Annotated in this window: 8 protein-coding genes; 6 read left to right on the forward strand and 2 right to left on the reverse strand. The window is 70.6% G+C overall.

Going from position 1 to position 12843, the window contains the following annotated elements; all coding sequences use genetic code 11:
* Nucleotides 1–155 precede the first annotated feature (155 nt).
* Together CS0771_RS19250 and CS0771_RS19255 are read right to left on the reverse strand one after the other, a co-directional pair.
* A complete protein-coding gene (locus tag CS0771_RS19250; RefSeq protein ID WP_212842266.1) occupies nucleotides 156–1400 on the reverse strand; it encodes an FAD-binding protein in 1245 nt (414 codons plus the stop codon).
* Nucleotides 1401–1517: 117 nt separating this feature from the next.
* Nucleotides 1518–2924 carry a GH1 family beta-glucosidase gene (locus CS0771_RS19255; RefSeq protein WP_212842267.1) on the reverse strand — a complete coding sequence of 469 codons (1407 nt, stop codon included), beginning with the start codon at nucleotides 2922–2924 and terminating at the stop codon, nucleotides 1518–1520.
* 292 nt (nucleotides 2925–3216) lie between these two features.
* Between CS0771_RS19255 and CS0771_RS19260 the strand changes: the two genes are divergently transcribed.
* From CS0771_RS19260 to CS0771_RS19285, 6 genes are all read left to right on the forward strand, one after another.
* On the forward strand, nucleotides 3217–6702 hold the full coding sequence (locus CS0771_RS19260) for a discoidin domain-containing protein (protein WP_212842268.1): 3486 nt from the start codon (nucleotides 3217–3219) through the stop codon (nucleotides 6700–6702).
* A gap of 244 nt (nucleotides 6703–6946) precedes the next feature.
* Nucleotides 6947–7999 carry a LacI family DNA-binding transcriptional regulator gene (locus CS0771_RS19265; protein ID WP_212842269.1) on the forward strand — a complete coding sequence of 351 codons (1053 nt, stop codon included), beginning with the start codon at nucleotides 6947–6949 and terminating at the stop codon, nucleotides 7997–7999.
* A 278-nt stretch (nucleotides 8000–8277) separates the two neighbouring features.
* Nucleotides 8278–9576 (forward strand): extracellular solute-binding protein, encoded by a 1299-nt coding sequence (locus tag CS0771_RS19270; RefSeq protein ID WP_212842270.1) that lies wholly within the window; start codon nucleotides 8278–8280, stop codon nucleotides 9574–9576.
* Nucleotides 9577–9645: 69 nt separating this feature from the next.
* Nucleotides 9646–10542, forward strand: a complete 897-nt coding sequence (locus CS0771_RS19275) for a carbohydrate ABC transporter permease (protein ID WP_212842271.1) — start codon at nucleotides 9646–9648, stop codon at nucleotides 10540–10542.
* Nucleotides 10542–11441, forward strand: a complete 900-nt coding sequence (locus CS0771_RS19280; protein WP_212842272.1) for a carbohydrate ABC transporter permease — start codon at nucleotides 10542–10544, stop codon at nucleotides 11439–11441. Before CS0771_RS19275 ends, CS0771_RS19280 begins: the two co-directional genes overlap by 1 nt.
* The gene (locus CS0771_RS19285; RefSeq protein ID WP_212842273.1) at nucleotides 11438–12829 is read left to right on the forward strand and encodes a GH1 family beta-glucosidase; all 1392 of its coding nucleotides are present in this window, start codon (nucleotides 11438–11440) and stop codon (nucleotides 12827–12829) included. The genes CS0771_RS19280 and CS0771_RS19285 overlap by 4 nt, the downstream gene beginning before the upstream one ends.
* Nucleotides 12830–12843 lie beyond the last annotated feature (14 nt).

A 12843-nucleotide genomic window follows, 5' to 3' on the forward strand; every position in this document is an offset into this window, starting at 1 on the left:
CGCCCCGCCCCGCCCCGCCCCGCCTCGCCCCGCCCCGCCTCGCGTCGCCAAGATCGTCCGACTTGCCTGGCAAACGGGCGTATCTTGAGCGCGCTTTCGCCCACCTGCCAGGCAAGTTCGACGATCAACCGGGCGGGGCGGGCGGGTCAGGCGGGTCAGGCGGGGAGGTAGCGGTCGAGGAAGGCGTTGCGGAAGCGGCCGTCGGGGTCGAGGCGGGTGGCCAGGTCGGTGAAGTGGGGCAGGCGGGGGTACTGGGCGCGTACCGCCGCCGGGTCGACGCCGAAGAGCTTGCCCCAGTGCGGGCGGGCGCCCAGCGGGACCAGGCGGTCCTCCACCGCGGCGACCACCGGCGCCACCGCCGCGTCGTCGGCGATCCAGGTGAAGTGGAACGCGATGCTGTCGCGGCCGTAGGCCTCGCTGAGCCAGAGCCCGTCGGCCGCGATGCTGCGGATCTCGGAGACCTGCAGCACCGGCGCGATCCGCGCCGCGATCCCGTCGAGCGCGGCGAACGCCTCCAGCGCCCGCTCGCGCGGCAGGAAGTACTCCGACTGCAGCTCGTCGCCCGCGCTCGGGGTGAAGTCGAGCCGGAAGTGCGGCAGCCGCTCGTGCCACGGCCCCGGCTCGCCCAGCTGCGCGGTGCAGTTCACCGGCGACATGGTGACGATCGGGTGGCGCGGGCCGTCGGCCGGGCGGGCTCCGAACAGCTCCGCGGGCGGCGCGGGCTCGTCGGCGAGCTGCTTGACCCACACCTGCTCGATGTCCGGCCCGCGCCAGCGGGTGAACAGGCTGACGCTGTACGCCGCGCCGAACACCTCCTCGAAGTGCCCCTCCAGCGACGCGCGCGGCAGGTCCTCGTAGACGCGCTGGCGCACGTCGAAGGTGGGCACCAGGTCCAGGGTCAGCGCGGTGACCACGCCGAGCGCGCCCAGCGACACCACGCTGCCGGGCAGCACGTCGCCGCCGATGGTGGTCAGCTCGCCGTCGGCGGTGACCAGCTCGATGCCGGAGACGGCGGTGGCCAGGTTGCCGTTGCGGTCACCGGAGCCGTGGGTGCCGGTGGCGACCGCGCCCGCGATGGAGATGTGCGGCAGCGAGCCGAGGTTGGGCAGCGCGAAACCGTGCTTGTGCAGGTGGGGGGCCAGCTCGCCGTAGCGGGTGCCGGCCGAGACACGCACCGTCGCGCGGGCGCTGTCCAGGTCCATGACGCGCGGCAGGCGGGTGGTGGCGACCAGGTCGTACGGGGTGTCCGCGATGCGGTTGAAGGAGTGCCCGGTGCCCAGGGCCCGCACCCGGCGCGCGCCCGCGACGGCGGCGCGCAGCTCGTCCACGGTGGTGGGCCGGTGCAGCCGCGCCGCGCCGAACACGACGTTGCCGGCCCAGTTGGTCACCTCTGTCGACATGGCTCATGAGCCTAGAGCAGGCGTCCGTCGATGCGGCATCGTCCGAAGTGATCGTGTGGGCGGTGGCGCGGCCGTCGTGCCGCCACCACCGCCCCGGGGGACACCGCCCTGACGGTGTCAGACCGCGACGCCCCCGCTCCTGATCACGTCGCGGTACCACAGCGCGCTGTCCTTGAGGGTGCGGCGCTGGGTGTCGTAGTCCACCCGGATCAGGCCGAACCGCTTGCCGTAGCCCAGCGCCCACTCGAAGTTGTCCAGCAGCGACCAGACGAAGTAGCCGCGCAGGTCGGCCCCGGCGCGCATGGCCTCATGCGCGGCGGCCATGTGATCGCGCAGGTACGCGATCCGGTCGCCGTCGCGGACCCGGCCGTCGGCGTCGACGGCGTCGTCATAGGCCGCGCCGTTCTCGGTGACGTAGAGGGGCAGGTCGGGATAGGTCGCGTGCAGGCGCAGCAGGACCTCGCGCAGGCCGGTCGGGTCCACGGTCCAGCCCATCTCGGTGCGCGGGCCGGGCGTCTGGTGGAACGCGACACCCTGGCTGGCTGGGTACGGCGAGGGCTCCTCGACAGGGCTCGGGGCGGCGCTGACCAGGTCGGGGGCGTAGTAGTTGACGCCGAGCGCGTCGAGCGGCGCGGCGATGACGGCCAGGTCGCCGTCGCGTACGTGCGACCAGTCGCAGACGGATGCGGTGTCGGCCATGACGTCGGCCGGGTAGGCGCCGGTCATGATCGGGTCGAGGAAGATCCGGTTGAGCAGGCCGTCGATACGCCGGGCGGCGTCGCGGTCGGCGGGGGAGTCGGTCAGCGGGCGCACCGCGCCCTGGTTGAGCGCGATCGACACCTGCGCCGAGGGCACCGCCGCGCGCAGCGCCTGTGCCGCCAGCCCGTGCGCGAGCAGCAGGTGGTGCGTGGCGAGCAGCCCGTCGCCGGGGCTGGTCCGGCCGGGGGCGTGCACGCCGAGGCCGTACCCGAGGAACGCGGTGCACCAGGGCTCGTTGAGGGTGCACCAGAGCTTGACCCGGTCGCCGAGCCGGGCGGCGACGGCGGCCGCGTAGTCGGCGAAGCGCAGCGCGGTGTCCCGGGCGGTCCAGCCGCCACGGTCCTCCAGTTCCTGCGGCAGGTCCCAGTGGTAGAGGGTGGCCGCGGGCTTGATGCCCGCGCCGAGCAGTTCGTCCACGAGCCGGTCGTAGAAGGCGAGGCCGGCCGGGTTCGCCCCGGACCGCCCGCCGGGCTGCACGCGCGGCCAGGACACCGAGAAGCGGTATGCCGACAGGCCGATCTCGCGCATCAGCGCGACGTCGTCGCGGTAGCGGTGGTAATGGTCGGCGGCGACGGCGCCGGTCTGCCCGTCGACGACCCGGCCGGGCTCGGCGCAGAACGTGTCCCAGATGGACGGAGTGCGGCCGTCCTCCGCCACGGCGCCCTCGATCTGGTACGCGGCGGTCGCCGCACCCCACCAGAAGTCGGGGGGAAACCGCAGCTCCCCGGTGTCTGCTGCGGTCGGTGCCTCGGTCTGGGCAGGCATGGGCTCCCCTTCGGTGAGCGCGGCGCGGGTCGTGGACGGCGTTCGGGAAACGAGGTGGAGAGCGCTCTCCGAACGAGTCCCAGGCTCCCCGGCGTACCCCTGCGATGTCAAGACCCACCCGTCGCCGACGCCACGACGCGCGGACGAAACAGTCTCATGCGGACAGTTCGGCATCGCCGGCAGTCGCTGTCTTGACAGCGCGGAAACTACGGCGTAACACTCGGAGAGCGCTCTCCATATGTCGATCCCGGCCCCCCGGCCGGACTCCCCCGTGACAACAGGCAGGAGCCCCATGACCCCCGTCAGACACCGCCCGGGCGTGCGGCACATCGCCCGCCGCTGGCGGATAGCCATACCCGTCGCGGTGACCACCGCGATCTCCGCGCTCGCGCTGGTGGTCCCGTTCACCACCGCCAGCGCCGCCGACACCCTGATCTCACAGGGCAAGCCCGTCACCGCGTCGTCCGTCCAGGGTGCCGACCTGGCCGCGGCGTACGCGGTCGACGGCAACTCCGGCACCCGCTGGGGCAGCCAGTGGAGCGACCCGCAGTGGATCCGCGTCGACCTCGGCGCGACCGCCTCCATCAGCCAGGTCGTGCTGGAGTGGGAGGGCGCCTACGGCCGCTCCTTCCAGATCCAGACGTCCAACGACGACGCCAACTGGACGCCGGTCTACACGACCACCACCGGCACCGGCGGCACGCAGACCCTCGCCGTCACCGGCAGCGGCCGCTACGTGCGGATGCACGGCACGGTGCGCAGCAGCGGCTACGGCTACTCGCTGTGGGAGTTCAAGGTCTACGGCTCGTTCGGCCCGACCCCGAGCCCCAGCACCAACCCCGCCAGCTGCGGCACCACCAACGTGGCGCAGGGCAAGACCGCCACGGCCTCGTCGGTCGAGAACGGGGGCACGCCCGCCTCCGCCGCCGTCGACGGCAACGCCGGCACCCGCTGGTCCAGCGCGGCCAGCGACCCGCAGTGGCTCCAGATCGACCTGGGCAGCACGCAGAGCATCTGCAAGGTGGTGCTGCAGTGGGAGGGCGCGTACGCCACCGCCTTCCAGGTGCAGACCTCGGCCACCGGCACCGGCGGCTGGACGGACATCTACGCCACCACCACCGGCACCGGCGGCACGCAGCCGCTGACCGTTGGCGGCAGCGGCCGCTACCTGCGCGTGTACGGCACCGCCCGCGCCACGGGCTGGGGCTACTCGCTGTGGGAGGTGCAGGTCTTCGTCGGCGGCACCCCGCCCTCGCCGAGCACCTCGCCGAGCACGTCGCCGAGCACCTCGCCCAGCCCGTCCGGCCCCTGGACCACGGTCTGGGAGGACAACTTCGACGGGGCGGCCAACACCTCGCCGAGCGCCGCGAACTGGCTGCTGCGCACGGGTACGCAGTACCCCGGCGGGGCGGCGAACTTCGGCACCGGTGAGATCGAGACCGCGAGCGCGTCGACCGCCAACGTCTACCTGACCGGCGACGGCAAGCTCAACATCAAGGCGATCCGGGACGGCGCCGGCAACTGGACCTCCGGCAAGCTGGAGACCCAGCGCACCGACTTCGCCCCGCAGCCCGGCCAGCTGACCCGCTTCTCGGCGGTCATCCAGCAGCCCAACGTGGCCAACGGCCTGGGCTACTGGCCCGCGTTCCGGTCCACCGGCGCGGCGTACCGCGGCAACTACAACAACTGGCCCGGCGTCGGCGAGACCGACATCATGAGCGGCGTCAACGGCCGCAGCCAGCTGTCGCAGACGCTGCACTGCGGCACCGCCCCCGACGGGCCGTGCGGCGAGTACAACGGGCGCACCTCGGGTCTGGCCAGCTGCACCGGCTGCCAGACCGGCTTCCACGAGTACGCGCAGGTCATCGACCGCACGAAGACCGACGAGGAGATCCGCTTCTACCTCGACGGCGTGCAGACCTGGGTGGTGCGGGAGAGCCAGGTCGGCGTGGCCGCCTGGCAGGCCGCCGTGCACCACGGCTTCTACCTGCGGCTCGACCTCGCGATCGGCGGCCTGTACGCCAACGCGATCGCGGGGGAGACCGTGCCGACCCCGGAGACCACCTCCGGCGGCGTCATGGCCGTGGACCGGGTCACCGTGTCCCGGCAGACCGGCACCACGCCCACCGCGATGACCGACCCGGCGGTCCCGGCCGGTCCCAGCGTCGTGCGCATCACCGGCACGCAGGGCAACTGGCAGCTCCAGGTCAACGGTGCGCCGTACCTGGTGAAGGGCCTCACCTACGGCCCGCCGCAGGGTGCCGCCGACGGCTACATGCGCGACCTGAAGAACATGGGCGTCAACACCATCCGCACCTGGGGCGTGGACGACACGCAGACCCCGGTGCTGCTGGACACCGCCGCCCGGCACGGCATCAAGGTGATCGTCGGGCACTGGCTCAACCAGGGCGCCGACTACGTCAACGACACGGCGTACAAGAACAGCGTCAAGGCCGAGATCGTGGCCCGGGTCAACACGCTCAAGAACCGCCAGGGCGTGCTGATGTGGGACGTCGGCAACGAGGTGCTGCTGACCATGCAGGACTTCGGGCTGCCGGCCGCCGACGTCGAGGCGCGGCGCAACGCGTACGCCGCGTTCGTCAACGAGGTCGCGGTGGCGATCCACGCCGCCGACCCGAACCACCCGGTGACCTCGACCGACGCCTGGGTCGGCGCGTGGCCGTACTACAAGAACCACTCGCCCGCGCTGGACCTCTACGGCATCAACTCCTACGGCGCGGTCGGCGGCCTCAAGCAGGCGTGGATCGACGGCGGCTACACCAAGCCGTACGTGCTCACCGAGGGCGGCCCCGACGGCGAGTGGGAGGTCCCCAACGATGCCAACGGCGTGCCCACCGAGCCCACCGACCTGGCCAAGCGCGCGCAGTACACGGCGAGCTGGAACGCGATCCTCGGCCACCCGGGCGTGGCGCTCGGCGCGACCGAGTTCCACTACGGCCTGGAGAACGACTTCGGCGGCGTCTGGCTGAACACGCTGACCGGCGGCTGGCGCCGGCACGGGTGGCACGCCCTCAAGCAGGCGTACTCCGGCACGGCCTCGGCCAACACCCCGCCGGAGATCACCAGCATGGTGATCGGCAGCCCCGGCGCGATCCAGGCCGGCAAGACGTTCACCCTGTACGTCGGGGCGAGCGACCCGCAGGGCGACCAGATCCGCTACAACCTGATGCTCAGCAACAAGCACATCAACGGCAACCGCGGCTTCGACAACGTCCGGTTCACCCAGAACGGCAACGAGTTCCACGTGACCGCGCCGCAGCAGCTGGGCGTCTGGAAGATCTACGTGTACGCCTTCGACGGCCACGGCAACGTGGGCATCGAGCAGAAGTCGATCCGGGTCATCCCGCCGACGGTGTCCGGCACCAACATCGCCCAGGGCCGCCCGGCCACCGCCTCGACGTACCAGCCGACCGGCACCAACGGGCCGCAGCTGCCGTCGTACGCGGTCGACGCGAACTACGACACCCGCTGGGCCAGCGAGTGGGTCGCCACCGCGTGGCTCCAGGTGGACCTGGGCTCGGTGCGCACGTTCAACAACGTGCTGCTGGGCTGGGAGGCGGCGTACGCCAAGTCCTACCAGGTGCAGGTCTCCAACGACGGCACCAATTGGAGCACGGTCTACTCGACCACCGCCGGCAACGGCGGGTTCGACATCATCCCGGTCACCGCGACCGGCCGCTATGTCCGTATGAACGGCCTGGACCGGGCCACCACGTACGGCTACTCACTGTGGGAGTTCGGGGTCTACGCCAACTGATCCCCGAACATCTCGCCGGGTGCGGCGGGTGGAGCCGCCGAGCCGCCCGCCGCACCATTCCGGCCCCTCCCGCATGATCACTCGACTTGCCAGGCACCTGGGCGTATCTTGAAGCGCCGCTCGCCCATGTGCCTGGCAAGTCGAACGATCATGTCGGCGCGGCGACGCGCGGGCCCGCGTGGGTCGGGAAGTTCGCGCTGGTGGAGGGCGGAGAGCGCTCTCCCCTTGTGCTATAAAGACGCTCATGACCAGTGACCAGACGCCGGCGCAGCGGTTGCCGACGCTCGAGGACGTCGCGCAGGTGGCCGGGGTGTCCCGGGCCACCGTCTCGCGGGTGATCAACAACATCCGCAACGTCGACCCGCAGCTGCACAAGATCGTCTGGGACGCGGTCAGCACCACGGGATACGTGCCCAACCGGGCCGCCCGCTCGCTGGTCACCGGCCGCACCGGCAGCATCGCCCTGGTCGTCTCCGAGGCCGAGAACCGTGCCGCCGACGACCCGTTCCTGGGCCGCTTCTTCTCCGACCCGTTCTTCGGCCGGGTGGTCGGCGGCGTGCTCAGCGTGCTGCGCCCGTCCGGCGTGCACCTCGCGCTGACGCTGGCCGGTGACGAGGACGCCTGCGCCAAGGTCGTCGCGGACGTGCGCCAGGGGCAGGTCGACGGCGTCGTGGTGCTCTCGCTGCACCCGCACGATCCGCTGCCGCGCCTGCTCGCCGACGCCGCCGTGCCCGCGGTGCTGTACGGCCGCCCCGCCGCGCCGATGCCGATCAGCTACGTCGACGTCGCCACCTACACCGGGGCCAAGCTGGCCGCCGACCACCTGGCGGCCCGGGGCTGCCAGCACGTGGCGACCATCTCCGGCTCGGTGGACATGCCCGCAGGTGCCGACCGCCTGCACGGCTTCCGGGAGGCCATGGCCAAGCAGGGCGTGGCGTACGTGCCCAGCTACGACGGCGGCTTCACCCACGAGGGCGGCGAGCGCGCCATGGAACGCCTGCTGGCCGAGCACCCGGAGACCGACGGCGTCTTCGTCGCCAGCGACGTGATGGCCCAGGGCGCCCTGGCCGTGCTACGCGATCATGGGAAATCCGTTCCGGACGATGTCGCCGTGGTCGGCTTCGACGACAGCAGCGCCGCCCTGGCCAGCCGCCCCCAGCTCACCACGGTCCGCCAGCCGGTAGAGGACATGGCCGCCGAGATGGCCCGCCTCCTCCTGGCCCGCATCGACCAGCGCGCCAACCGCACCACCAGCGTCATCTTCGACCCCGAACTCATCCTCCGCGCCTCCGCCTGACCGCCCCCACCCCGGGGCCCCCGTTTCCCGTTGATCATGAACTTAGGGCACGGCTCGGCGGCGTGTCATGGCTGCAACTTCATGATCGACGGGGCTTGGGCGGGCCGGTGAGGGTCGGTTGAGCAGGCAGGATGCGTGTACTGGTAACAGTGCGGCAACCGGGGCTTGACAGGACGGGGGTGCCGGACGATGCTCTCGCATGGGAGAGCGCTCTCCGATGATGTTCCGCCGTACGTCCCTCACTGAATACCACCATCCCTTCCTGGTTGGAGGAAAGAATGCGTCCAGCACACAACGGGTCGCGCCTGCGCCGCCGTGCGGTCATGGCCGCCGCGCCGCTGCTCGCGGCCGCGCTGGTCCTGACGACCGCTGCCTGTGGCGGTAGCGAGGAGCCGGGTAAGCCCGGTGGCAAGGTGAAGCTCACGATCGCGACGTTCGGTGAGTTCGGGTACAAGGAGCTGTACAAGGAGTACCAGCAGCTGAACCCGAATGTGGAGATCACCGAGCGGATCACCAAGGCTGAGGATCACCACAAGAACCTGGCCGCGCACCTGGCGACGAACACGGGTGCTGCGGACATCGAGGCGATCGAGGAGGGCTGGGCGGGTCAGTTCACGGCCAACCCGGGCAAGTTCTACAACTGGACGGACTACGGCGCGAACGACATCAAGGCGCAGTGGCCGGCGTGGAAGTGGCAGCAGGGCTCCGCGGCTTCGGGTGAGGTCATCGGCCTGGGCACCGACGTCGGCGGCATGGCGATGTGCTACCGGCGGGACTTCTTCGAGAAGGCCGGTCTGCCGACCGAGCGTGATGAGGTCTCCAAGCTGTGGCCGACGTGGGAGGACTACATCAAGGCGGGCGAGCGTTTCAAGGCCGCCAACATCAAGGGTTCGGCGTGGATGGACGGGCCGACCGTCATGTACCGGTCGATCCTGGGTCAGCAGCCGATCGGTATCTACGACGGTGACAAGGTCGTGGCGGACACCAACCCCGGCGTGAAGAAGGCGTGGGACCTGACGATCGACGCGATCAACAAGGGCCTGTCGGCGAAGATCGCCGCGTGGTCGGCGGACTGGAACGCCGGTATGGCCAAGGGCAGCTTCGTGACCCTGGCGTGCCCGTCGTGGATGATGGCGTACATCCAGTCGCAGGCCAAGGACTCCTCGGGTAAGTGGGACATCGCCGCGGTGCCTGGTGGTGGCGGTAACTGGGGTGGTTCGTTCCTGACGCTGCCGAAGCAGGGTAAGAACGTCGAGGAGGCCGCGAAGCTGGCCAAGTGGCTGGTGGCCCCCGAGCAGCAGGCGAAGGTGTTCCGGGCTCTGGGCAACTTCCCGTCGACCGTGTCCCTGTACGAGGATGCGGTGATCAAGGACTTTAAGAACCCGTTCTTCAACAACGCGCCGGTGGGTCAGATCTTCTCGGCTTCGGTGAAGACGATGGTGCCGCAGTTCATGGGTGCGAAGTCGGGTGACATCAACACGGCGATCCAGAACGGTCTGACCCGTGTCGAGCAGGGCAAGCAGAAGCCGGACGAGGCTTGGCAGCAGTCGCTGAAGGACGTCAAGGCGCTGCTCTAGTACCAGGGACGGGCCCGGCCGCGACGATGTGGCCGGGCCCGCCGGTTTCCGCCGTGAAGGGACCCCTCGATGAAGAACCTGCTCTACCGCTTGGACGTGAAGGGTTCGCCCTACCTCTACGTCATCCCGTTCTTCCTGATCTTCGCCGCGTTCGGCATCTTCCCGCTGGCGTACACCGCGTGGGTGTCGCTGCACGAGTGGAGCCTGCTGTCGGAGACGCACACCTTCCTGGGCCTGCAGAACTACAAGGATCTGCTGGCTGACGAGTACTTCTGGAACGCGCTGCGCAACACGGCCCAGATCTGGGTGATCTCCACGGTGCCGCAGCTGCTGATGGCGCTGCTGCTGGCCCACGTGCTCAACCAGCGGCTGCGCGCGCCCACGTTCTGGCGGATGACGGCGGTGCTGCCGAACATCACGTCGGTGGCGGCGGTGGCGATCATCTTCGGGCAGATCTTCGGCAAGGACTACGGCCTGGTGAACTGGGTCCTGGAGTCGCTGGGGCTGGGCCGGATCGACTGGCAGGCCGGCACGGCGTCGTCGCAGATCGCGATCAGCGTGATGATCATCTGGCGGTGGACGGGCTACAACGCGCTGATCTACCTCGCCGCGATGCAGGCCGTCAGCAAGGACCTGTACGACGCGGCGTCGCTGGACGGCGCCAGCAGCCTGCAGCAGCTGACCCGGATCACCGTGCCCGCGATCCGTCCGACGATCATCTTCACGGTGATCGTGTCGACGATCGGCGGTATGCAGGTTCTGGCGGAGCCGTTGCTGTTCGGCGGCGGGAGCATGACCGGTGGTTCGGACCGGCAGTTCCAGACGCTGTCGCTGTACCTGTACGAGGTCGGGTTCTCCCGGTTCGACTTCGGTTACGCGTCCACGGCCGCGTGGGCGATGTTCGGCATCATCGTGATCGTCGCGGCGATCAACTACTTCCTCACCAGCCGCCTGCGGAGGTCCTGATGACCACCACGATGACCCGCCCGGAACGCACCCGGCAGACCCCGCCGCCGTCCGCGCCCGGCAAGCGTTTCAAGGGCGTCAGCGACCGCCGCCCCGGTCTGCTCACCTACCTCGCGCTGACCGGCCTGGCGCTGTTCTCGGCGTTCCCGCTCTACTGGTCGTTCGTCGTCGGCTCGCACGACAACGGCATCCTGGGGCAGGTCCCGCCGCCGTTCGGCCTCGGCCCGAACCTGTTCGCCAACATCGAGCGCGCGTTCGGCACCATCGAGTTCGGCAAGGCGCTGATGAACTCGTTCCTGGTGTCGGGCGGGATCACGCTGAGCGTGGTGCTGTTCTCGACGCTGGCCGGCTTCGCGTTCGCCAAGCTGAGCTTCAAGGGCCGCAACATCCTGCTGATCACCGTCATCGCGACCATGATGGTGCCGACGCAGCTGGGCATCATCCCGCTGTACATGCTGATGGCGAAGATCGAGTGGACCGGCACCATGTACGCCGTCGTCGCGCCCGGCCTGGTCAGCGCGTTCGGCGTGTTCTTCATGACGCAGTACCTCGGTGAGGCGGTGCCGACCGAGCTGATCGAGGCGGCCCGCGCCGACGGCTGCTCCACGCTGCGCATCTTCTGGCACGTGGTGCTGCCGATCTCCAAGCCGGCCGCGGCCGTGCTGGGCATGCTCACCTTCATGACGGCCTGGAACGACTTCTTCTGGCCGCTGGTCGTGCTCACCCCCGAGGACCCGACGGTGCAGGTCGCGCTGTCGGCGCTGGCGAGCGGTTACATCACCGACTTCTCGCTGTCGCTGACCGGCACGCTCATCGCCACGCTGCCGCTGATGGTGGTGTTCGTCCTGCTCGGCAAGCAGATCATCGGCGGCATCATGCAGGGCGCGGTGAAGGGATGACCAGCGTCCTGCCACAGGAGGTGGCCGCGCCCGCGCGGCTGACCTTCCCGCCGGGGTTCCGCTGGGGCGCGGCGACCGCGTCGTACCAGATCGAGGGGGCGGCGGCCGAGGACGGCCGAACGCCGTCGATCTGGGACACGATGTCGCGCCAGCCGGGGCGGGTGTTCCGCAACCACAGCGGCGACGTGGCCTGCGACCACTACCACCGCTACCGCGACGACGTACGCCTCATGTCCGAGCTGGGCCTGGGCACCTACCGCTTCTCGGTGGCCTGGCCGCGCATCAAGCCCGACGGCTCCGGCCCGGTCAACCCGCGCGGCCTGGACTTCTACGACCGGCTCGTGGACGAGCTGCTGGCCGCGGGCATCGCGCCCATGGTCACCCTCTACCACTGGGACCTTCCGCAGGTGCTGGAGGACCAGGGCGGCTGGACCGCGCGCGACACCGCGTACTACCTGGGCGATCTGGCGGCGGCGACGATCGCGCGGCTCGGCGACCGGGTGGCCACCTGGACGACCCTCAACGAGCCGTGGTGCTCGGCGTTCCTCGGGTACGCCAGCGGCGACCACGCGCCCGGCCGGCGCGAGCCGCAGGCGGCTTACCTGGCCGCGCACCACCTGCTGCTCGGGCACGGCCTGGCCGCGCAGGCGCTGCGGGCCGGGGGCGCGCGCGAGGTGTCGATCACGCACGTGCTGACCCGGGTCAGCCCGCAGAACCCGCACGACGCGCACGACCGGGACGCGGCCCGGCTGGTCGACGGCCTGCAGAACCGGATCTGGCTGGACCCGGTGCTGCGCGGGCAGTATCCGGCGGACGTGCTGCCGCTGTTCGAGCGGTTCGGCGCGCGCGACGCGATCCACGACGGCGACCTGGACGTCATCGCGACGCCGATCGACCTGCTCGGCGTGAACTACTACCAGCCCGCGCTGGTGCGGGCGAAGGTGGGCGCGGTCGGGCAGGCGTCCTACCCGGGCAGCGAGGGCGTCGACTTCCCGCCGCAGGGCCTGCCCGTCACCGGGATGGACTGGCCCATCGACGCGACCGGCCTGTCGGACGTGCTGGTGCGGCTGTCCCGGGACTACCCGGGCACGCCGCTGATGGTCACCGAGAACGGCTCGGCGTACCACGACCTGCTGGAGGGCGACCGGGTCGCCGACCCGGAGCGCATCGCCTACTTCGAGGGGCACCTGCGGGCGGTGCACCACGCCGTCGAGCGCGGCGCCGACGTGCGCGGTTACCTGGCCTGGTCACTGCTGGACAACTTCGAGTGGGCGTACGGCTACGGCAAGCGCTTCGGCCTGGTCTACGTCGACTACGACACGCAGCGGCGCGTGCTGAAGGACAGCGCGCGCTGGTATGCGCAGGTGATCCGGGACAACGGACTGTGAGGCCCTGGTCTGAG

The organism is Catellatospora sp. IY07-71, assembly GCF_018326265.1.
Lineage (GTDB): Bacteria > Actinomycetota > Actinomycetes > Mycobacteriales > Micromonosporaceae > Catellatospora.